Annotated in this window: 22 protein-coding genes; 13 read left to right on the forward strand and 9 right to left on the reverse strand. The window is 64.5% G+C overall.

The window, feature by feature from the left end; translation table 11 throughout:
* The first annotated feature begins 193 nt into the window (after positions 1 to 193).
* The 3 genes from FE811_RS02485 (at position 194) to FE811_RS02495 (ending at position 3,239) form a co-directional block, all read left to right on the forward strand.
* Positions 194 to 1,963, forward strand: a complete 1,770-nt coding sequence (locus tag FE811_RS02485; protein ID WP_140846494.1) for an alpha/beta fold hydrolase — start codon at positions 194 to 196, stop codon at positions 1,961 to 1,963.
* 152 nt (positions 1,964 to 2,115) lie between these two features.
* Complete coding sequence (locus tag FE811_RS02490) at positions 2,116 to 2,376, forward strand: hypothetical protein (protein WP_255469595.1); 261 nt, start codon at positions 2,116 to 2,118, stop codon at positions 2,374 to 2,376.
* 584 nt (positions 2,377 to 2,960) lie between these two features.
* The gene (locus FE811_RS02495) at positions 2,961 to 3,239 is read left to right on the forward strand and encodes an SH3 domain-containing protein (protein WP_140846496.1); all 279 of its coding nucleotides are present in this window, start codon (positions 2,961 to 2,963) and stop codon (positions 3,237 to 3,239) included.
* Between the two features lie 98 nt (positions 3,240 to 3,337).
* On the opposite strand, the gene FE811_RS02500 is transcribed toward FE811_RS02495, so the two are convergent.
* From FE811_RS02500 to FE811_RS02510, 3 genes are read right to left on the reverse strand one after another with little or no spacing between them, the layout of a single operon-like run.
* On the reverse strand, positions 3,338 to 4,066 hold the full coding sequence (locus FE811_RS02500; protein ID WP_140846497.1) for a class I SAM-dependent methyltransferase: 729 nt from the start codon (positions 4,064 to 4,066) through the stop codon (positions 3,338 to 3,340).
* The gene (locus tag FE811_RS02505; protein ID WP_140846499.1) at positions 4,063 to 4,947 is read right to left on the reverse strand and encodes an NAD(P)/FAD-dependent oxidoreductase; all 885 of its coding nucleotides are present in this window, start codon (positions 4,945 to 4,947) and stop codon (positions 4,063 to 4,065) included. Before FE811_RS02505 ends, FE811_RS02500 begins: the two co-directional genes overlap by 4 nt.
* 3 nt (positions 4,948 to 4,950) lie before the next feature.
* The gene (locus FE811_RS02510) at positions 4,951 to 5,394 is read right to left on the reverse strand and encodes an Rrf2 family transcriptional regulator (protein ID WP_072464332.1); all 444 of its coding nucleotides are present in this window, start codon (positions 5,392 to 5,394) and stop codon (positions 4,951 to 4,953) included.
* Positions 5,395 to 5,404: 10 nt separating this feature from the next.
* Between FE811_RS02510 and FE811_RS02515 the strand changes: the two genes are divergently transcribed.
* Complete coding sequence (locus tag FE811_RS02515) at positions 5,405 to 5,647, forward strand: hypothetical protein (protein WP_036753057.1); 243 nt, start codon at positions 5,405 to 5,407, stop codon at positions 5,645 to 5,647.
* A gap of 83 nt (positions 5,648 to 5,730) precedes the next feature.
* Here FE811_RS02515 and FE811_RS02520 read toward each other — a convergent pair whose 3' ends face one another.
* Together FE811_RS02520 and FE811_RS02525 are read right to left on the reverse strand one after the other, a co-directional pair.
* The gene (locus FE811_RS02520; protein ID WP_140846500.1) at positions 5,731 to 6,528 is read right to left on the reverse strand and encodes an ATP-grasp domain-containing protein; all 798 of its coding nucleotides are present in this window, start codon (positions 6,526 to 6,528) and stop codon (positions 5,731 to 5,733) included.
* Positions 6,529 to 6,731: 203 nt separating this feature from the next.
* Positions 6,732 to 9,695, reverse strand: a complete 2,964-nt coding sequence (locus tag FE811_RS02525) for a CHAT domain-containing tetratricopeptide repeat protein (RefSeq protein ID WP_140846501.1) — start codon at positions 9,693 to 9,695, stop codon at positions 6,732 to 6,734.
* A gap of 173 nt (positions 9,696 to 9,868) precedes the next feature.
* Here FE811_RS02525 and FE811_RS02530 point away from each other — a divergent pair, with 173 nt between their 5' ends.
* The 3 genes from FE811_RS02530 to FE811_RS02540 all read left to right on the forward strand — a co-directional run bounded on the left by FE811_RS02530 (position 9,869) and on the right by FE811_RS02540 (position 12,265).
* Complete coding sequence (locus FE811_RS02530) at positions 9,869 to 10,678, forward strand: hypothetical protein (protein WP_140846502.1); 810 nt, start codon at positions 9,869 to 9,871, stop codon at positions 10,676 to 10,678.
* A gap of 96 nt (positions 10,679 to 10,774) precedes the next feature.
* A complete protein-coding gene (locus tag FE811_RS02535; protein ID WP_140846503.1) occupies positions 10,775 to 11,746 on the forward strand; it encodes a hypothetical protein in 972 nt (323 codons plus the stop codon).
* Positions 11,747 to 11,806: 60 nt separating this feature from the next.
* Complete coding sequence (locus FE811_RS02540) at positions 11,807 to 12,265, forward strand: GNAT family N-acetyltransferase (RefSeq protein WP_072463403.1); 459 nt, start codon at positions 11,807 to 11,809, stop codon at positions 12,263 to 12,265.
* Here FE811_RS02540 and FE811_RS28120 read toward each other — a convergent pair.
* A complete protein-coding gene (locus tag FE811_RS28120; protein ID WP_255469596.1) occupies positions 12,238 to 12,567 on the reverse strand; it encodes an SDR family oxidoreductase in 330 nt (109 codons plus the stop codon). The genes FE811_RS02540 and FE811_RS28120 overlap by 28 nt on opposite strands.
* A 392-nt stretch (positions 12,568 to 12,959) precedes the next feature.
* Here FE811_RS28120 and FE811_RS02555 point away from each other — a divergent pair, with 392 nt between their 5' ends.
* On the forward strand, positions 12,960 to 13,856 hold the full coding sequence (locus tag FE811_RS02555) for an AAA family ATPase (RefSeq protein ID WP_140846504.1): 897 nt from the start codon (positions 12,960 to 12,962) through the stop codon (positions 13,854 to 13,856).
* Between the two features lie 101 nt (positions 13,857 to 13,957).
* The gene (locus tag FE811_RS02560; RefSeq protein ID WP_140846506.1) at positions 13,958 to 14,638 is read left to right on the forward strand and encodes a hypothetical protein; all 681 of its coding nucleotides are present in this window, start codon (positions 13,958 to 13,960) and stop codon (positions 14,636 to 14,638) included.
* 51 nt (positions 14,639 to 14,689) lie between these two features.
* Here the strand turns inward: FE811_RS02560 and FE811_RS02565 are convergent, their stop codons facing one another.
* Positions 14,690 to 15,589, reverse strand: coding sequence for an AraC family transcriptional regulator (locus FE811_RS02565; protein ID WP_140846507.1), 900 nt, complete (start codon positions 15,587 to 15,589; stop codon positions 14,690 to 14,692).
* Positions 15,590 to 15,764: 175 nt separating this feature from the next.
* Here FE811_RS02565 and FE811_RS02570 point away from each other — a divergent pair, with 175 nt between their 5' ends.
* The 3 genes from FE811_RS02570 to FE811_RS02580 all read left to right on the forward strand — a co-directional run bounded on the left by FE811_RS02570 (position 15,765) and on the right by FE811_RS02580 (position 17,488).
* Positions 15,765 to 16,802, forward strand: coding sequence for an aldo/keto reductase (locus FE811_RS02570; protein ID WP_140846508.1), 1,038 nt, complete (start codon positions 15,765 to 15,767; stop codon positions 16,800 to 16,802).
* Positions 16,803 to 16,922: 120 nt separating this feature from the next.
* Complete coding sequence (locus tag FE811_RS02575) at positions 16,923 to 17,165, forward strand: type II toxin-antitoxin system ParD family antitoxin (RefSeq protein ID WP_028714767.1); 243 nt, start codon at positions 16,923 to 16,925, stop codon at positions 17,163 to 17,165.
* Between the two features lie 11 nt (positions 17,166 to 17,176).
* Positions 17,177 to 17,488, forward strand: coding sequence for a type II toxin-antitoxin system RelE/ParE family toxin (locus tag FE811_RS02580; protein WP_219848855.1), 312 nt, complete (start codon positions 17,177 to 17,179; stop codon positions 17,486 to 17,488).
* A 108-nt stretch (positions 17,489 to 17,596) separates the two neighbouring features.
* Here the strand turns inward: FE811_RS02580 and FE811_RS27300 are convergent, their stop codons facing one another.
* The gene (locus tag FE811_RS27300) at positions 17,597 to 18,085 is read right to left on the reverse strand and encodes a hypothetical protein (RefSeq protein ID WP_181180800.1); all 489 of its coding nucleotides are present in this window, start codon (positions 18,083 to 18,085) and stop codon (positions 17,597 to 17,599) included.
* 67 nt (positions 18,086 to 18,152) lie between these two features.
* Here FE811_RS27300 and FE811_RS02585 point away from each other — a divergent pair, with 67 nt between their 5' ends.
* Positions 18,153 to 19,025: a TrmB family transcriptional regulator gene (locus FE811_RS02585; protein WP_036753071.1), complete on the forward strand. Its 873-nt coding sequence runs from the start codon at positions 18,153 to 18,155 to the stop codon at positions 19,023 to 19,025.
* A 185-nt stretch (positions 19,026 to 19,210) separates the two neighbouring features.
* On the opposite strand, the gene FE811_RS02590 is transcribed toward FE811_RS02585, so the two are convergent.
* The gene (locus tag FE811_RS02590; protein WP_140846509.1) at positions 19,211 to 20,182 is read right to left on the reverse strand and encodes a tripartite tricarboxylate transporter substrate binding protein; all 972 of its coding nucleotides are present in this window, start codon (positions 20,180 to 20,182) and stop codon (positions 19,211 to 19,213) included.
* Position 20,183: the final 1 nt, after the last annotated feature.

Below are 20,183 nucleotides of genomic sequence, written 5' to 3' on the forward strand. Positions count from 1 at the left end.
ACTAATTTCGCACCGCCATTCTCAGCCAGCGGGGTGTTATTCGACCAGATATTCGTGTGGCTAATACACGGATCAGCGATTACGCTGGCGCTGCGTTCAGCCTTGTGCAGGTCCCCGTGATGCCGGGTCCTGACGATTGAAGGCCACCCGATAAGATGCAACGCCGCGGTGGCTTTAGTGAAAAGGTTCCATCGTGCTCGAATCCAAACCAAAGACACCATTGGCCGATCAGCATTTCTTTCTGTCGCCTCAGTTGAGCGAAGGCCAGAGTTCGGACGACGATATCGATCTGAACATCATCGCCAGCACCTATCGCTCGATCATCGATGAGCATGCTTTCGATGAGATGGTGGCGAGTTGGGAAGCCAAGCTCGCATCGTCCGGCGGAGATGCTGAGCATCCCAAAGTCTCCAAGGGGCTGTTCAGCCAGTTGCTGACCTTCCGCAACACCCTGGAAAAGCTGGACGTCCCGACCGAGAACGACCCGCTGAAACTGGCGGTTTCCGAAGTGCCGGGACCGGCGACTGTGCTGTCTCCAAACGGCAATGTCGCGGTCATCAACATTGCGGGCGAACGCGCGTTCGGCAAGCGCCAGGGCGCGTTCATGGACGCTGCAGTCATCGCGCCGAATTCTCTGGAGGACTATCGTGCCCTGTTGCGTGCCGCCACCGGTCAGGGCAACGCGGCGCAAGCGATCCTGACGATCCTGCCGGCCACCGAGGGCTATGGCGAATCCTTCCTGGCCGAGGGCTACCTGATCCGCGTGCCGGGCCAGAGCGGCGCCCATATTGCCATCCGTTCCCTGGAAATCGCCTGGGGGCCGCGGATCGCCGAGCGCTTGCAACAGGCCTTCGGCCTGACGCAGGCCGAATCCGAGGTCGCGCATCTGTTCTTTCGTCTGCGCAACCTCGAATCGATCGCGACAGAGCGAGGCGTGTCGTTGCTGACGGTGCGCACCCAGATCAAGACGATCATGGCCAAGATGGGCGCCCCTTCGAATATCGACCTGATGCGCCTGCTGGCCATGATCGCCAGCCGTGAACATGTCGGGCTTCGGGGCGAAGCCCCTGTCTGGCACGATCCCCTGGGCCGCGAAAAGCTGATCGAGATGCCCGATGGCCGCAAGATCGCTTGGACCTGGATGGGCGCGAAGCGGGGCATCCCCGTGGTCATGCTTCGGGGATTGCCGATGACCTATCTGCTGCCTGGCGACGGAGAAGCCCGGCTGCGCGACGCTGGCATCTGTCTCTATGTTCCGTCGCGACCCGGTCACGGGAACAGCACCATGGACTCCTCGCTTGATGTGATGAGCGACAATCTTGTCGCATTGCGGGTCTTTCTCGACCAGGTCGTCGGCCGCCCTTGCCTTGGCGTCGGATTGGCCAGCGGCACCTTGCCTCTGGTCGTCGAAGCGGTGGAAAATCCCACGCGCTTCCACGGAATACTGGCGATCGGCTTCTCGTGCGGGATCGATCCTTCGGGAGTCCAGCGCCTGCCGCAGATTCAACGCATCATGCTGCAACTCGCAGACAGTGCGCCATGGGTTGCCGAACTGATGGCCAAATCGGGACATCGGATGATGCGCCAGCACGGCCTGGACTGGTATCTGGAACGCGCCTTCCGCCATACGCCGCTGAACCAGCAAACGGTGCGTAACCCCGATTGGACGGCATTGATCCGGAACGCCTGTGAACATCTGCTGAAGCAGGGCCACGCGACCTTTGTGCGGGAATTGCAGCTTTCGCGCCACAGCATGGACACCGCGCTGCGCGAGTTGCGCATACCCATGCGATATCTGGCGCCCACCGAAGATCCCGGCATCGATCTTGCTTCGTGCAGGCAACTGGAAAGGATCAATCCCCTGATCACCGTCGAGCCGGTCACCGATGCGGCCGAGTTGGTTTTTTACCAGCGCAATGACCTCATCCTTGATCGTATCATCGCCTTGGCACACCGAAACTGAGCTGCATACACCAATCGGCGTATGACACCGCGGATCGCCATCCTCTAGAGCGGCCACGCAGGGCGCGCGGCTGGTGCGCAATAAATTGTTCAGCTTGGATATTGAGCGCCAGACCGATCTTCGGACTGGTGGTTTTGCAATGCGAGGGATTGATGAGCGACGCAACGATCATGCGGCGACGCCGCCAAGCACCGGAATACGTGGCCACCCCGGACATGGCAGCCTTCACCATCGGGCAGATTGCCATCACCGCGTTAAGGGAAGAGGGTGGGCTTTCCGTGGAAATACTGCGCAGGCACTTGGCTCGGGTCGCTTCCGGACAAGAGGATGCTGTCGCTAGCCGCGTGAGCCCGGACATGGCTCTGGGCGCGCTTCGTTATATCGAAGCCTCCTTGCAGAACAAGGTAGCCTGAAGAGCTGGCCGCACCAGGCTGTCGGATCACTTTCTCTATTTAAAATTCTGCAATCATATCATTTTATTCATAGACAGGGGATGCGGCTTGCAATGCATCCTTCCAAGACGTGTTTCGACCCGCTCAGCGGGGAGGAGGTGGGGCACATTACCCGGCACCTCAGAGGAATTCGAGAGGCCCGGGTGAATTTTCTCGGTCAGAACGATGAACTGGAAGGGGCGCTGGATAACCTGCTCCAGGCTCTTTCGCCACCTGGCGCAGGATCCGCCCGCAGCGTGACGCGTTGCGGCCAGGGGGTTTGCCCGTCCCGCAGCAGATCAGCGCCTCGCGCCAAAAGCCCTCCGCGTGGCTGTCGTGGAACAGGGTGGAAATGGCCGATGGCCCGCCGCCCGCAATCGGCGGGATGCAACAGCGCAACCGTGCGCTCGGCACCGGTATAATAGCCAAGCGTGCGACGGATGGCAGACAGGGTCCCCAACTCGTCATCCGCAACCGCGACCGCAAGGATATCCGCGCCAGGCACCTGCCTGCTGTCATTTAGCGCGATGGTGACGTAGTGATGGCAAAACGATTCAGGCCAGACAATGCGCACTCATATTGCTGCTCTTCTCGCTCTCATGGTCGCCACCGGATGCACGGTCGGTTCTGGTGCAGTGGTCAAGGGCGTCGGGCCAGACGATCTCCTGAAGCTTCGCGAAGGCCCTGGCCTCAATCACAACATCATCATCGGCCTGCCCGACGGAACGCGCCTCACCCGGCAGAACTGCGTCACGAATAACGGTAAGGTCTGGTGCAGAGTCTCGCTGACCGACCGGCCTGCTATCTCGGGTTACGTTTCAGCGGACTATCTGGCACATCGCTGACAGCAACTTGGCCCGTAGTTGCCCGTCACCCGATCTATGCCGCGCGGCGGTGTTTCCGAAAGCTGCCTATTGGATCACCGCTGCAGTAGCGTCTCGATCTACGTGGTCAGCGGAACATGTCCGTGCCTCATGCTTGACTGCAAATCCCCCGGCTGACACGCTCGGGCAACCCATCCCTTGAAGGTGAAGGCGGCGTAGAACAGCTGGATATCCCTGAAACCGGCGGTCGTCAGCAGCAGTTCGTCTTCCTCGGGCGGCAGGACGGGCAGCTGTTGCTTTATGCTGGAGATCCCGGCCATGGCCTGCGCCTCGGGCGTGCCTTCCGCGATCAGCCAAGCCGCATTGCGCCGCAACCAGAGATCCTGCTGCCCGCCTGTTAGCGGAAAGCTGTGATGGGCCATGACGAACGGCGCGCCGTCGGGCAGGCGGCGGTGCAGTTCTCGCAGGGTGCGCAGGCGTTCGTCTCGCGGCAGGAAGTGCAGGGTCAGCAGACAGGTCGCGCCATCGAAGGGGCCCTCGGGAGCGTCATCGATATAGCCCTGATGGAAGATGACATGGGCGCGGTCCTTGCCGAGAATATCCTGCGCCTGGGCGATCATATCGGGCGAAGGATCGATGCCGTCGAAGCGCCAACTCGGATACGCCTGTGCAAAGGCTCGCAATTCCAGCCCGCCGCCGGCGCCGAGGACCAGGACCCGGCCATTTTCCGGTACATGTTCGGCCAGTAGGATCCCTGCCATGCGATGCATGTCGTGCAGGCCCGGGACATGGCGGGCGACGCGCGCGGCATAGCTGGCGGCATCGCCCGGATGGGTCGCGCCGCTCATTCCGGCCAGACCAGCGAGCGGTGCAGCTGCGCCCCGGCCCATGCCCCGTCCCCCACCGCCAATGACACCGAATGCGGCGCCCGCGCGATATCGCCGCAGGCGAAGATGCCCGGAACGCTGGTTTCCTTGCTGTCGCCCGTCATGATCTGGCGGCCCATCGGCGTCTCGATCAGCGTGCAGCCGGCCATCTCGGCCAGCGCACTGGCCGGCTCGGTCCGGGTCGCGGTGAACAGCCCGGCGAAGGGCAGCACCCGGCCGTCGCGCAACTCGATATCCGCCGCGCCGGTCAACCGCGAGATAGGCGTCTCCTCAATCGTGACGCCGCGCGCCTGCAGGTCGGCGCGCTGTTCGGGATCGAGGCTCAGGGCGCTGTTGGTCAGGAAAGTCACCTCGCCCCATTCCGGCAAAAGCTGCGCCTGGTGGAGCGACATCGCACTGCTGGCGATGACCCCGATCCGGCCCTGATCCAGTTCGTAGCCGTGGCAATAGGGGCAATGGAACACCGTCCCGCCCCAGCGTTCGGCAAGGCCGGGAATCTCGGGCAGTTGATCGCTGACGCCGGTGGCCAGAAGGATGCGACGGCCCGCGAATGTGTCGCCCGCTTCCGTAGGAACCCGGAAGTCGTCCTTGCGGCCGGTAATGGTGCTGGCCGTGCCCTCGATCCATCTCACGGCAGGATAGGCCAGCAACTGGCGCCGGGCCTCGGCCCAGATGATTGCCGGGTCGACCCCGTCCTGCCCCAGAAAGCCGTGCGAATGGCTGGCGAAACGGTTGCGCCGCTGCCCGGCGTCGATCACCACCACCTTGCGGCGGGCACGCGCCAGTTGCAGGGCAGCGGCCATCCCGGCATAGCTGCCCCCGATCACGATCACGTCCTGCATGTCCTACTCCTGCGTGGCCCGCCTTTGCGCATGGCGGCGGGCGAAATCCCGGGCCAGATCGGCCAGCGTCACATCGGCGAAACGCGCCATCAGCAGCGCCTCGGCCTCGGCGAAGGCGCCCTTGAGCGCGGCATTGACCGATTGCTCGACCAGGCATTCCGGCGTCTCGTTGCGGTTGCCGATGGCGAAGATCGCCGGCTCGCCCAGGGCTTCGTGCAACCGGCGCAGGCTGACCGTTTCCAGATCGGCCGAAATGCGCCAGCCGCCCGAGTGGCCGCGCTCCGCCGTCACCAGCCCAGCCTTGCGCAAGAGACCCATGGTCCGTCGCACCACGACCGGATTGGTGCCGAGGCATAGCCCGAGTGCCTCGGAGGTCATCGGGCCGTCCTGCTCGGCCATGTGCAGCAGGGCATGAAGGACCGAGGAAAGGCGGCTGTCGCGTTTCATGTAACTATATATGTTACGATTCGAGGCGAGCGTCAAGATGCGCACGGCTTCCCGTCACCAGGGCATCCCACCACCCGACGCGACCTTTCCGGGTCTGCACGGCGTCAACCTCACCCTGGCTACGGTGATCTTCGGCACGGTCCACGATGCGTTCGAGTTGGGTGTGACTGACGTCGAAGGTGATGCGCTGCGCCAGCAGCTACTGGCGATGTGCCAAGCCAATCTGCAGATAGGGGGGCATAGCGGCCCTTAGCGGATAATCGGCACGCGCGAATGCTGCGACTCGGCTGTCTCCAAGGCTGCCATTCAGCCGATGCTGCAGCAAGATGCTTGAGATCACCTCTTGCCAACTGTGCAAGCCATGCCGTCTATCATCGCCGCGAGCTTCATGAGATCGGCCGCGTAAAACCCGGCGGCATTGATGCAGTTCGTCTCCAACAGCCGTAGACCTTCCTCGGTGCGGCAGATGTCCATGACATAGGCGGGCGAATAGTCCTCGTTCAGCCGGGCCAGGGTCTGGGCGAATTCAAGCGCGTCCTCATCGATCTCATGGCGATAGGTGACCCGTGCACCCTCCTTGTAGAGCGAATAGGTGACGACATCGCCGTTCACGATCCAGATGCGCCACTCCTTCAGGATCCGGGCCGGCGGGGTCAGCATCATCAGCGTGTCCGGGCGCAAGGAGCCATTGGGTATTTCGTCCGGATCAAGCGACATGACCTTGCGGGCCGTCTCGCGAATCTCCGCAGCGGTCTTGACGTTTCCCGCCTGTTCCTTGCTGTCGGCGACCGGACGAATGAACCAGTGACGGCCATCGTCCGGCAGTCCCGCCTCGATCTCGCCGACGCGAAGAAATGTCGCATCCGGCCCGTTGAGCATGAAGGGTTGCCAGGGTCTCTCGTGGACGAAGGGCGCTACTCGGAAAACACCCGGATGGAAGCCCTTTGCTTCGGCGTATCGCCACAGCGTGTAGGAGCCGAACATGACCACGGCTTGCGGGTCGCGCACCTCCGGCTCGGGCACCAGATCGCCGACGAAGGGAACCACCTTGTGCCATGAATAGGAAATGCCCAGCCGGTCCAGCGCATCCGCCAGCTTCTGCGTGTCCTCGAACCGCTGAAGAATCCACTGCATCCCGTTTCATATCCCATGCCGCAACACTTCGCTGGAGAGCATGGAAGCGTTCGAAAGCCAATGACCGCTTGGAACATTGCGCAACCTGCTGCGGCGCTTCATCGACATATCACGCTCCGCGGCCCCATCCGGGGCAAAATGAAACGGCCGGCGAGAGACAACCCGACAAACCTCCGGTGTGAATAGGCAGCGACCGGCCACCCTCAGTTCGCGATCAGCGCAAAGGCCAGCCATGTGTCGTCCTCCACGTCCAGGCGCCCCTCTATCGCGTCCAGCTTGGTGTGGCGCATCGCCTCGTCATAGGAACCGGTTGCGGCCAGATGGGCATAGAACCTGTCCATGAAGATCGCCGCGCCGCGGTCGCCGACCGGCCAGCGCGCCAGCAGGCTGCGGCGGGCGCCGGCGATGGCCAGTGCGGAAGGCAGGCCGTTCAGCCCCTCGACATAGCTGCGGTCGCCCTGTGCGGTGTCGCAGGCCGACAGCACGACCAGGTCCACGCCCGACAGATCCCAAGAGGCGACCTCGGCGGCATAAAGAATCCCGTCATCGGCGCGTTGCCGCGCCCCGTCGCCATTCCCCGCCCCGGCCAGCGCGATGCCTGCCCGCCACAAGGGCGCGGTTTCGCCCGCCGCGACCGGCCGGAAAAAGCCATGCGTCGCGAAATGCAGGATGCGGCGGCCGCCGGAGGTCGCGCGGACCTCCGCCTCGCCGGCATCGGTGCCGCGCAATATCTCGGGCTCATAGCCGGCGGCCGTCATGCGTGCGGCAATGGCCTCCACCTCCGGACCCGAGGCGGGCAGCGCCGACATGCCGTCCGGCCCGTAATCGACAGCGCCGACCAGCAGCATCGGGCCGGGCTGCGCAACCTGCTCGCGATCCGCGGGCGGGATCGCGCGCGCATTGCGCAGGATGCGCACATCGCGGGTCTCGATCAGGGGGCGGCCCTGGCCGTCCAGCAAGCCGTCGAAGGGGATCAGATGCGTCACCCCGTCCGGCACCACGAACAGCCGCCCGACCTTGGCGACGCGGGCGCCGAACCGGCCGACCGTCATGTCATGAAGCTTGCGACGCGCCGCCTCGGCCATCAGCTTGCCGTCCGGCGGGATCAGCGCCTCGAAATCGGCGGCAAGCCCCAGGTCGGCCAGCATCGCGTCGCCGCCGTGCCAGGCCATCATCGCGAAGATCCGCTCCTCGACCTTGCCATTGGCCGAGCGCAGGGGGACGCTGAGGAAATCCAGCACCGCCTCGCCCTCGGCCAGTCCCGCAAGGATGGCCTCATAGGACCGCTGCCCTTCGCCCTCCAGCCGGGCGAGCCCGCCGATCCGTTCGGCCAGCCTGGCCTCGGCCATGGCCAGATCGGCATCGGCCGCATCCGGGTGCGACAGGCTTTCCGCACGCAAGGCGCGGACCCGTTCCAGCAGCGCCAGGTCCTCGGGCGGCAGCCGGTCGCGAACGCCGTCCAGCAAGGCGCGTTCCAGGCTTCCGGGGGCCTTCCATTCGACCAGAACCCGGCCGACAAGCTGCATGACCTGCGGCTTGTCCCGCAGCGCGTGGAAGCTGTAGCGCATGATATCGCCGATATTCTCGCGCGTTGTCGTCGCCACCTGTTCCAGCGTAGCGGTATCCGAGGTCGAGGCGAACTCCCGCCGCGACCAGATGCGCAGACGGCGTTCCAGCTCGACATAGGTGGCGAGGCTTTCCTCGGTGTCCAGCGCACTTTCGCTGCGGGCCAAGTTGGTCAGCATCGCCAGCGTCGTCGGATGATACGGGCCATGCCAGGCATCGGCCAGGCGCAGCGACAGGCGGTTGAGCGCAAGTTCGGTCCGTTCGTCGCCCCGTCGCCCGGCAATCCCCGCCAGCCGGTTGGCCAAAAGGACGTTATCGCCGCTGGGTTCCGCCCGGTCCGAGATGGCGTCCAGATCAAAGCCCTCGGCCGGGGCGGTGCCGGACAAGGCCGCGATCATGTCGCGTTCCAGCCGCATGTCGCGCGTCAGGGGGTGATCGAGGCCACGCGTGCCTTCCAGCGTGGCGGTGATGGCATCGTAATGCGCCTTGGCTTCGTCGGGCCGGTCCAGCCCAACCAGGTCGAGCGCGAGATTCTTGCGGCTGGTCAGCGTCGCGGGATGCGCGGGGCCGAGATTGGCCTCGCGCCAGCCATAGGCCTCGCGGTCCAGCGGCTCTGCCTCGGCGAAACGGCCGAGGGTGCGCAGCACGGCGGCAAGGTTGTTCGCCTGCAGCATGGTGTCGTCGCTGTCGCCCAGGGCACGCCTCGCCCGTTCCAGCGCATCCCGCAGCAGCGGCATGGCCGAGGCGGGCCGGCCGGCAAAGGCATAGGTCTGGCCCAGCCCGCCGATGGCCGCGATGGTATGGGCGCTGGCTGGGCCCGCCACGGCTTCGAGGATCTCGATGGCGCGCCGGTGATGGTCGATGGCCGCGTCATGGCGCCGCCGGTCGCGGTCCAGGATGGCGGCGTTGAAATGCGTGATGCCAAGCGAGAGGCTGGCGCCGTCCTCCTCCAGCGCGGCGATCAGGCGGGCGAAGACCTGTGCGGCCTCGTCAAGCGCGCCGCCGTCCTGGAGCACGATGGCGGTGTTGTTCAGCATCCGCAGGTAAAGCTCGGGGTCCCCTTTGGCCAGGACCGCGAAGGCTTCGTCGCGCAGCGCCCGCGCCTCGTCATGCCGGCCCTGCTGATCGAGCAGGCCGGAAAGCGTCAGCCGGCCGGCCTGCAGGGCGGGGGCGTCCTCTCCCCATGTGTCGCGGCGGAACGCGACCAGCCGGCGCGCGGCCGAGATGGCCATGTCCTGCCGCCCGGTCATGCTGGCGGCCTCGACCAGCAGTTCCTGCCCGGCGTCGAACAGCTCCGGTGCGGCCATCGCCGCTTCCGTCAGACGCGGCCCAAGGGCCTCCAGCGCCAGGTGCGGCTGGCCGGTGACATTGGCGATCTCGGCCAGCCGAACCGCGATTTGCAGCGCCTCGGACCCCTGCGCCTGGTCCAGAAGCAGGCGATAACCCTCGAGCGCCTCCGCATGGCGCCCGGCGCCGACATCGGCTTCGACGGCCTCGATGGTCGGCAGTTCGGCGGGCCGCGCATGGACGGGTGCGATACAGCACCACCCGGCAAGAAGCCCCGCCAGCAGGATCGAGGCAGTTCCGCGTATGTCCGGCATGGGCAACGTCCCCCAGCTTCCGATGCCGCCAAGTGATAGGGTGGTTTCCTGCGGGATCCAATCCGCTTGCAGCCCGTATCGCACACGCCACCGCTCCGGCTCGGTGGTGCCACTTTCCCGCCCTTCCCGATGCTTGTAGCCTTCGACGGAGGCCCCAAAGCAGGAAGCACAGCATGACTACCCCGACCCTTGCACGGCTGACGCGGCGGTCGCTGCTGGGTGCCGGGCTGGCCTGCCTTGCCCTGCGGCCGGCTAGCGCGGCCCCGGAATGGCGCCATATCGATCCTGTCGCCATCACCGCCGAGGACATCGCCTGGTTCCGGGCCTGCCGCGCCGTCTGGATCGACTGCGAATCCGGCGCGCCCGGCATCGTCCCCGGCGACATGACGCTGGAGGATTACGCCGCCGAGTTCGACAAGCCCCGGTCCACGATCATCGCGCGCATGGAGCGGCTGGTCTGCACCTTCTTCCTGCATGCCCGCTTCACGCCCGGCACCTATGCCTTCCGCCAGCCCGTCGAGGGCGGGGCCAGCTTCACCGTGACCCCGAACCACATCCGCCTGCTGCAAACGACCAATTGGCGGGGCAACATGATCGACTGCAAGCGGCCCTATGGCGACTACGTGCATTTCGAGATCGACATGGCCCGCGCGCTTGGCCTGCCGGTCTTCCTGAGCCCCGAGGGCTATGACGAGATCGGCCCGGAAAACGAGGCGCGGATGGATGCGCTGCACGGCGAGATGCTGTTCGTGCTGCAAGCCTATCTGGAACATGCCGAGATGCGGCCGGGCGACTGGTTCATTCCCTATGACGGCTGGGAGGGCATCGTGATGCCGCGCTGCGCGCCGGTCGGTGCGGACCAGGTGGCGCGCTACAAGGCCGCCATGGCGGCGATCACCTTCCGGGGGATGTGGGAGACGCCCTATGACCTGGTCGTGCCCAGGATCCATGCCTCGGTCGCATTGTTTGCCGTGAAGGGCTGAAGCGGGATGTCTCGCAAGAGATCGATATCACACCTCGTTGCCGGTCCGGACAGCGTCGGCTACCAAGCCGCGAAAGCACAACGGGATGGGACGATCATGAAAGCTCTGCTGGCTGCCGGACTGCTGCTTTGCGCAACGGCTGCACCCGTGCTTGGCAGTCAGGCTGACTGCCAAGCCGATCTGGACCTCCTGCGCGCGGCACTTGGCGAGAAGGTCGCCTCGGATGGCACCGACCCGCTCGCCGCTTTGGCGCCCGTCAGCGAGGGCGGCCGCTGCGTGCTGCGCGATCTGGCGGTGCAGATGCCGGACGGCGCCGCCCCGGGGATGCTGGAGGCGCAGGAGATCTCTTGGCGCGCGACCTGGCCTGACGAGGCGCCGGGCGGGGTGCCGCAAAGCCTGGTCCTGGACGTAAGCGGCGCGCGAATGGTGCCGCAGCTGCGGGACATGGCGGATATGGCCTATCAGATGCGGCTGACCGCCGAACTGAGCAGCGCCGACCTGCATCTCGACTACGCGATCGACCCGGCGGCAAAGCGGCTGGTGCTGAGCAGTCTGGATGTGGCGCAGACCGGCGGCAACCGCCTGGCCCTGAGCGGCACGGTCGAGAATTTTGACCTGACCGCCCTGACGGCACAGCCGCCGCAACTGGACAAGGTGATGCAGTTCCGGCTGACGGATCTGGACCTCAGGCTGCGCAATGCCGGCCTGTTCGAGAGCATGGCGATGCTGTGGCTGAGCGCGATCCAGCCGCAATTCGGCGACACGCCGGAGGCCGCGGTCGACAATGCCAAGGCATGGCTCACGGAACAGATCGGCGCCATGCCCGATTACCTAGTGACGCAGGACAGCCGCGCGGCCATGGCGGCGATGGTGGCCACCCTGCCGCATCCCAAGGGGGTGATGCACCTGAAGCTGAGCACTGAGAACGGCATCGCCGGTCAGGATGTGATGCCGGCCTTCCTGCTGGGACGACCGACCTGGGCGATGCTGGAGCAGCCCCTGGCCGGGGTTCGGCTCTCGGCGGACTGGCAGCCGCCGGAAGCGTGCGATTGCGATGCAGACTGGTAGGGGGGCGTTGCCGGTTCGGACGGCCACCCTTCGGCATTCGCATTCCGGGAAGGAACCGGCATGACACCCTTTCTCCTGCGCCCGGCCACCGATGCGGACCGCGACCGGATCGCCGCGATCTGGCATGCCAGTGCCAGCCTGCCCGGCGTGGGCCCGCCATCGATGCCGAGCCGGGCCGAGCTTCGCCGAAGGGTCGATGAGGACATGGCCGGTGGCTGGGAGGTCACGGTGGCCGACAGCGGGCACGAGATCCTCGGCTTCGTGGCGATCCGGCCCCGAGATGGCATCCTGGCGGAACTGTTTCTTTCTCCCAGGTGCATCGGCGGCGGGATCGGCAAGGCGCTCCTGGATCATGCCAAGGCGGCCATGCCCGGCGGCTTCACCCTGTTCACCACCTCGGAAAACAGCCGCGCCCGGCATTTCTACGAACGCGAGGGGCTGATCGCGCTGCGCGATCAGCCGCATCCCCGGTCCGGCCATCCGGTGACCTATTACGAATGGGTCGGCGCAGGAACATGAAGGCAGGCCGGGGGGCAGGAAAACCCCAACGCCCGTTGACGACTCAAGCCAGGGTAGCTGGTGCCCGAACTGGTCTGGCCTCGGTGCGCAGAGCCCCGGCCATGCAACGTGACGAAAGGTGTCCGAGCCGCCGCCCTCACGCTATGGGCACGGTTCCCCCCGTCGATCACATGTTCCGTGCCGGTGATGACTGCTGCCCGATCTAAGGCGAGAAAGGCGATCAGGCTGGCCACCTCGGCCGGCTTCGCGAGACGGCCGCCCTGCCGCTTGGCAAGCAGCCGCACTATCGCCACCGGCCGCATGGTCCGCCTGCTGGAGGAATGGACCCCGCCGCATCCGGGCTTCTGCCTGTATTCCCCCGGCCCGAACCCGCCGGTGGTTCACCGCATTCCTCGCGATGGCGCGAGAAAGGGCAGCGCAAAGGGGCAGATGGCCCGTTGCGGCCTATACATATGAGCGACTTCCGCAGCCACGCCAGGCTCTCGATTGCGAACCGCAGCCGGCACATGGCGAGCGACGGCACCATCCCCGGCCGGTGATCTGGCCCGAAGCGGTCATTCGAGATCCCCTCGCGCAGGCGGTCTGCCTCCCCTTAGTCGGCATAGAGGCCGCCACTAAACAACACTTGCGAAAGCGAAGATTTTACGAGTAGCTGGCAAGTGATGCAACTATTCATGGAAGGTCACTGCCAGATATGTTGCTGGAACATCTGATATTCAAGAACGGACCTAAGCCCGAGGCACCCCCGCTTGAGATCGCTCCGGGGCGCGTGACCATATTTGTCGGCCCTAACAACGGTGGTAAAAGTTCCGCTCTTCGCGACATCACCAACGAATTCGTCTTCAATCAGGCTCACGACCAGCATGTGGTTTCTGAGGTGAGAGTTGCGAATATTACAAGGGAGCGAGCAGAGCAAAAGATTTCAAAATTCCGCGTTCCAGAAGTTGGAGAAACACCCGAGCGGCGGATATTCATGCGCAGGAATATGGGCCGTCAGGAGGTTAATGAGCAATATCTTCTTGATAACCTATTGAATCAATTCAATCAGCGGCCGCGCGATCAAAACTACAACTGGCAATACATTTCTCAGCATCTATTAAGTATGTTCGCGCTCAATCTAACGGGCGAGAGCCGTCTGGGGCTTGTAAATCAGTCTCAGGCACAAAGATTGATCGATCCGGCCCAGACGACGATCGCAGCCTTGTTCCAAGACGATGCTCTTCGACATGCTCTATCGGATATCATCTATGATTCGTTCCAGATGCATCTCGTGATTGATGCCACCGACATGGGATCATTCGCATATGCATTGTCAGAAACGAGGCCGCCTGCTGAAATCGAGCGTGCTTTTACGGCTGAGGCCATCGAGTTTTTTCGAAATTCGCACGCTCTTTCCGCATCGAGCGATGGGACAAAAGCGTTTGTTGGCGTTCTGTCGGAGGTCATTGCAGGCGATGTGGAAGTTCTAATCATTGATGAGCCGGAAGCATTTCTACATCCCGGCCTCGCCTACACGCTTGGCAGGCAGATAGGGCTCAAATCGGTGCAGACAAGCAGCTTTTCGCTGCGACGCACAGCCCGCATTTCCTAATGGGTTGCCTTTCAGCGGGCTTACCGATCGATGTTGTGCGACTCACGCATCGGGCAAGAAGAGGAACGGCGCAGCTATTACCTGCGGCGCGGCTGTCACAAATGATGAACGATCCCCTGCTACGATCTGTGGGGGTGGTCTCGGCCTTATTTTATGAATCTGCTGTAGTCGTTGAGGCGGATGCCGATCGCGCATTCTATGAGGAGATCAACAATAGGACAAATCTATACTCTCCGCCAAGCGTCCGCCATGCAACATTTCTCAATGCTCACAACAAGCAAACGGCCTCAGAAATCGTGGCGGAGCTACGCCAAGTTGGCGTGCCGTCAGCGCTGGTAGTTGACATCGACTGGATCAAAGAAGACGGGCAGGTCTGCACCAAGTACCTCAATGCCGCTGGCATACCAGAAGGACTGCGACAGGGCCTACGAAACACACGTCAAACCGTGAGAGCATATCTTCATGCTGCCAACCCTGATTATAAAAGACAGGGAGGGATCGCCCTGCTAACTGGCGATGAGCTTGCTACAGCGGTAGCGTTTTTCAACCAGATGGAGACCTATGGCCTGTTCACGGTGCGCGCTGGAGAACTTGAATCATGGTTACCCCATTTGAACTGTAACCGTAATAAATCGGTCTGGCTGGGCGAAATGTTCGCCGCACTGGGATCGGACCCGTCCCTTGCCGCATATGTAAGACCCGCACAGGATGATGTGTGGGAATTTTTACGCAACATAGCGGCTTGGGTCTCAAACACAGATAGACTGGGGATGGGAACCTAGAGTTGCTGAACAGACGTACGGTCATTTTCCGCCCATGTCGCCGCCGCCCCCTCAGCTATCGACCTGCGGGGTGAGGCTCCTGCGGATCTCCTGCCCATCCCGGCCCGGCGGCGATCCGAACAGGCGGCGATATTCCCTGCTGAACTGCGACGGGCTCTCATAGCCGATGGCGTAGCCGATCCGGGCGACATCGGCACTGTCGGAGAGCAGCAGGCGGCGCGCCTCCTGCAAGCGAAGCTGCTTCTGGTACTGCACCGGCGTCATCGCCGTGACCGCCTTGAAGTGGCGGTGGAAGGTCGCGGGACTCATCCCGGCGACCTCGGCGAGCTGCCGCACGTTCAGCTGATCCGCGAAGCCCTCGCGGATGCAGGCGATGGCGCGGCCGATCCGCGCCATGCGGCTGCCCGCCAGGCCGATCTGGCGCAGCGCCGGCCCCATCGGTCCATTCAGCAAGAGCCAGGTGATCTCCCGCCGGACCAGCGGCGCCAGGATCGCGATGTCCCGCGGCCGGTCGCACAAGGCCAACAGCCGGCAGAGCGGATCGGCAAGCTCCGGTCCGAAGCCATGCACCGCCAGCGCCGCACCGGCGGGGGCGTCCTCGGTGCCGTCCAGCTCCAGCAACAGATCCGAGATCGTCGCGGGGTCCAGGGCAAGGCTGAAGGCCAAGTAGGGCCGCTCTGGCGTCGCGCGGGTGATCTCTGCCCGGATCGGCACCGCCATCGACGCGATCAGGCATTTCCCGGCGTCATAGCGATAGGCGCGCTCACCCAACATGCTGGTCTTGGCGCCTTGCGCCACGACGCAGAGCGACGGGCGATAGACCGCATGGATCGGCCCGGTCGGCGCGGTGACCGAGGTCAGGACCAGCCCCTCGATCGGGGTTTCCCGGCCATGCGCCTGCCACTGGCGGGCGATCAACTCCTTGAGCGGGGCAAGATGATCGTTTTCCATGAACCGCAATCTAGGATCCCTGCGCGCAGTGCGCAGCCCGAAATCGGCGCGCATGAGAGGATCGTGCAAGGATTTGCGAGGATCGGCGTCGTGACCCCGGGCACGGCAGCCCTATCTTCGCCCTGACCCGGCGGCATCCCGCCCCGGCGCTCCCCCCGACATGAAGGAACATCCCATGCGCTACCGCACTCTCGGCCCAAGCGGCCTGCTGGTCTCCGAACTCTGCCTCGGCACCATGACCTTCGGCGGCTCGGACGGCATGTGGGGCCAGATCGGCCAGCTGCGCCAGGACGAGGCCGACAGGCTGGTCAGGGCGGCCTTCGATGCCGGCATCAATTTCATCGACACCGCCAATGTCTATGCCGGCGGCGAGAGCGAGCGGATCCTCGGCCAGGCCATCCGCAACCTCGGCATTCCGCGCGACGAGGTGGTGATCGCGACCAAGGTTCTTGGGCCGATGGGCGAAGGCCCGAACGCCCGCGGCGCCTCGCGCGGCCATATCATGGCGCAGGCCAAGGCCAGCCTGGAGCGGCTGCAGATGGATCACATCGACCTCTACCAGATCCACGGCTTCGATCCGCTGACCCCGATCGCCGAGACGCTCGAGGCGCTCGATACGCTCGTGCGGCAGGGCCATGTGCGTTATATCGGCCTGTCGAACTGGGCGGCCTGGCAGATCGTCAAGGCGGTCGGCATCACCGAGGCGCGCAAGCTCGCGCCGATCCTGTCGCTGCAGGCCTATTACACGCTGGTCGGTCGCGACCTGGAACGCGAGATCGTGCCGATGCTGCAGGCCGAAGGCATCGGCCTGATGGTCTGGAGCCCGCTGGCGGGCGGGTTCCTGTCGGGCAAGTACAGCGACGGCACCACCGGGAACGACGGTCGCCGGGCGAGCTTCGACTTCCCGCCGGTCGATCTGGCGCGCGGCGATGCCGCCATCGCCGTGATGCGCGAGATCGCATCGGCCAAGGGCTGCACGGTGGCGCAAGTGGCGCTGGCCTGGCTTCTGCATCAGCCGGTGGTGACCAGCGTGATCGTCGGGGCCAAGCGGATCGACCAGCTGCAGGACAACATCCACTCGACCGAGGTGGCGCTGACGGCCGAGGACCTGGCGGCGCTCGACAGGGTGACGAGGCTCCCCGCCGAATATCCGGGCTGGATGCTGGAACGCCAGTCGCAATACCGCGCGCCGTTCGCTTCGCAGAAGGGCTGAGATCCCGGCGTCGCCCCGCCCGTACCTATGGGCGGGGCGACGACGCCGGTGCCGGGCGGCGTTCGAACGGTTGAGACTATGCTCGAATCTGATATGATCGAGCATGAAGGAGATGTCGCCATGCCCAATGTCCATCTGACGGAACCGATGCGGGATTATGTCGAGGGCCAGATCAGGTCCGGTGCCTATGCCAACCTCAGCGAGGTCGTGCGCGCTGGGATTCGCCTGCTGATGGAGAAGGACGGCGCAAGACAGTTCTATGCGCTGAAGGCGGAACTTGAGGAAGCTGCCGCCGCAGCCGAGGCGGGGGGCTTCGCGGAGTTCGACGCCCGTGCCTTCGAGCCGGACGCCTTCCGAGGCTGACCCGCTGAACGGTGATCAGGTTATCCGACCTTGCCCGGCAGGATCTGGAGGAGATCCGCCGATATACGGTCGAACAGTGGGGCAGGGAGCAATGGCTGCGCTATTATCGGGGTCTCGCTTCCGCATTCGAGCGGATTGAGCAGGCGCCGCTCTCGGGCCGGCCGCGAGATCTGTTCCTGCCGGGGATGCGTTCGCTCAGTTACGGAAAGCACATCATCTTCTACGCGCCGATCAAGGCCGCAGGAGACGCGGTCGTCGTGCTGCGGATACTGCATCAGAGGCGGCATCTTCCTGCGCTGGTCTATTATGAAGACATTGAATGAAATCGGCTTCGGGAGCTTTTTCGTGCTGCGGGACGCCTCTGGACCGGGAAGTGCCAGCCACACTTGAAAGCCCGACAGGAACTGGATATTCTGTTTTTATACATGTACTTACATGTACTTACAGGGAGTGTTGGTCTCGGTAGTTGCGAGTCCGCGTAACGATGTCTTCGTCGTTCCGGCCGCGTGGGGCGGTGCTGTGCCAGCGCGCGGCACGGCTTGCGCTCCGTTGCACGCGGCTGGGCCGAACGTTGTCGATGCAGGCCCTACAGGGCGAGGGGTTGAAAAGCCTTCCCGTGCTGCCGCCGTCAGGAACGGCTTGTCCAGCGTCGGATCGGCAACCGCCTTGCGCAGCCGGTTCTTCTTCTGGAGGTCCTTCCACTGGCGCGGCCGGTCCCGGCTCATGCCGCCGAGCTGCAATAGGTCAGCGCGGAAACGCCGATCTGGCGCCATCGTCCTGCCCTGGCCGCGCAGCACTTCAACCCGCCGCAACTTCGGCTTGTGCCGCTTCCGTGCCATTGCGCCCCGTGCTTCATGGCCGGAACCATCTTTCAGGATGGACCCGTTCAAGGGAGGTGGATCGGTCGCGGACGATTGCATCCCTGCTCCGGGCGCGTTAGTTGCAATGACTACCAGTCGCCATTGCCCGCATTGGAGGGACGATCCCGTGGATATCGCAAACCCGCTTCAGACCCTTATTGCTGACCTGCAGGGCCTGCATTTCAGCGACTACGAATCCCGTGCCTATCTGGGGTTGCTGAAGATCCAGCCCGCGACCGCCTATGAGGTGGCCAAGGAAGCGGGGCTCCCCAAGGCGAATGCCTATTCGGTGCTGGAAAGCCTGGTTCGGAAGGAGGCGGTGCAGCCGGTTTCCGAAAGCCCGGTCCGCTATACCGCGACGCCGCCGGACGTGCTGCTGTCGGCCATCGTCGAGACGACCGAGCGGCGCGCGGCCCGGATCAAGGAAGGGATCAGCAAGCTCGGCAATGTGCCGCAGCAGGAATATGTCTGGTCGATGACCGGGGCGCATGCCATCAACTCGCGTATCTCGCAGATGATCGACGCCTCGACCACGCATCTCTGGATCAAGGGGTCGGAGGACAATCTCGAGGGGCATCTCGACCAGCTCGAGGCGGCCGCGCGGCGCGGGGTGGACGTGCTGATCGTGCTGTTCGGCACCAAGGTCGAGCAGTTCTCCTGCGGGGGCCGCATCACGGTCATGCTGCACGAGGGCAACGGAATTCCGGTGGCGATGGCCCCCTATCTGATCAGCATCACCCGCGATTTCGAGGAGGCGCTGGTGGCCGAGTTCGGCAGCCAGCCGCACGGTTCCTATACGCGCAACAAGCCCCTGGTGAACATCTTCGACAGCCTGATCCGGCACGAGATCTATTTTTGCGAGATCTTCGCCATCTTCGGCGACGAGATCCAGAACCGCTTCGGCCCGGCCCTGTTCGAGCTGCGGCAGAAATACCTTCCCCCTCCGCAGGTCGAGACGCTTCGCAAGCTGATCGGCGTTGGGGACGACGCGAACCCCTGAGGCCCGCGCCGCATTGGATCGCGACGCCGGGTGCCCGCCGTTACCCGCAAGCGCCGCGCATGGCGGATGACCGGCGGTTGTCCTGTCCGTTGCGCGGCGGCCCTGGCGGATTTCCTGCAGGCCGATCCGCTGTCCGGCATGCCGGCGGAGGGCGGGGGCCGCGGCCAGCGGTCCCGCCCCTGGTGCTATTGCAGCAGGCCCAGATCCGTAAGCGAGGCCCTGAGCCGGTCGCGCTCGGCCGCAAGGAAGGTCATCGTCTCGTCGTGGCCCTTGACGTTTTCGGTCCAGTAATTCTCCGCGACTTCCTTTTTCCAGGCGTCGGTCGCGGCCATCTTCTGCAAGGCATCCTCCCAGAAGGCGATCTGCTCGGGCTCCATGCCTTGCGGGCCGATCACGCCGCGGAACGGGCCATAGACCACGTCATAGCCGAGTTCGGTCCATGTCGGCACATCCGACAGCGCCCCGCCCAGCCGCTCGGGCGCGCTGACCGCCAGGCATTTCACGTCGCCCGACCGGACATATTCCGCAAAGCTCGCGGCGGGGGCGATGGAAAAGTCGATATGCCGGCCAAGAAGCGCCGTCACCGCCTCGGACGCGCCCTTGAAGATCACGGTCTTGGGTTTCATCACGTCGAAGCCCACCGCCCCGGCAAGCTGCGCGAAGGCCACGTGGTTGTGGTTGCCCGGCGTGGTGGCGAAGCCGAAGCGGATCGCCTCGGGTTTTTCCTTCAGCGCCGCGACCAGATCCGCGGCGGTTTCCAGGTCGCTGTCGGCATGGACGGCAAAGCAGAGATATTCCGAAACCAGCGTCGCGATGGGGGTCAGGGCCTCGAAGGTCATGGGCGAGGTGCCCCGCAGCTCGTCGGTCAGGATGTTGGGCGAGGTGATCGAGATATAGTGCATGTCGCCCGGATGCCGGTTCATCGAGGCAAGGCCGACCGCCCCGCCGGCGCCGGGCTGGTTGATGACGTTGATCGGCTGGCCGACGATGCCGTCCTCCAGCACGCGCTCGATCGCTCGGGCGGTGCGGTCGAAGCCGCCGCCGGGCGAGGCGCCCACGATGATCTCGATCACGCGGGTCGGCTCGGCAGCCTGTGCGGCGGCGGCGCCTGCGGCCACGGCCAGGGCCATTGCAACGATGCGGCTGAATGCAGCCATG

This window comes from Paracoccus sp. FO-3, from assembly GCF_006386455.1.
In the GTDB taxonomy this organism is placed as follows: domain Bacteria; phylum Pseudomonadota; class Alphaproteobacteria; order Rhodobacterales; family Rhodobacteraceae; genus Paracoccus; species Paracoccus versutus.